Below are 635 nucleotides of genomic sequence, written 5' to 3' on the forward strand. Positions count from 1 at the left end.
CCTGTCGTTGAATTTCCAACTGTTTCGTTTTCAATAACGGATAGTTTTCCTTGGAAATTTCTACTGCTCTTTCCAATGAAACAATTGGTAAAGAATCTTGAGGTTGGACTTGTTGTGCTTTCCCTTCGACTGCGCTCTGGGCAGGCGCGAAAGCGGAAGTAAACAAAAGACAGACCACGGCTGTTGCGGTAACAAATTTTGGATTGAATTTCTTCTTCCGTTCCGACCGTTTTTCGACCCATTGGTAAAAGATGGGAAGGATAAATAGCGTCAAGAGTGTTGAAGTTATCAATCCACCTATAACCACAGTTGCTAAGGGTCGCTGCACTTCAGCCCCTGCCGATGCTGAAATGGCCATTGGAAGAAATCCTAAAATATCGGTAAATGCAGTTAACATTATTGGGCGAATCCTACGTTTTGTGCCTTCTACGATACGGTCTTTCAAGTTGGTCACGCCTTCTTCCTTCAGCTCATTTAGACCGCTGATCATTACCAGTCCGTTCAGGACGGCAACACCAAAGAGGACGATAAAGCCGACCCCTGCGGAAATACTGAAGGGCATATCTCTTAACCACAGGGCGAAAACACCACCTATGGACGCCATTGGTATGGCCAAGTAAATCATCAAGGTCTGT

At 45.2% G+C, this 635-nt stretch carries 1 protein-coding gene; it reads right to left on the minus strand.

What is annotated here, in order from left to right; genetic code table 11:
• The coding region (locus AACP56_RS17925) for an efflux RND transporter permease subunit (protein WP_339339089.1) at positions 1 to 635 on the minus strand (635 nt) is incomplete at both ends.

The organism is Croceitalea sp. MTPC6, assembly GCF_036985525.1.
In the GTDB taxonomy this organism is placed as follows: Bacteria; Bacteroidota; Bacteroidia; order Flavobacteriales; family Flavobacteriaceae; genus Croceitalea.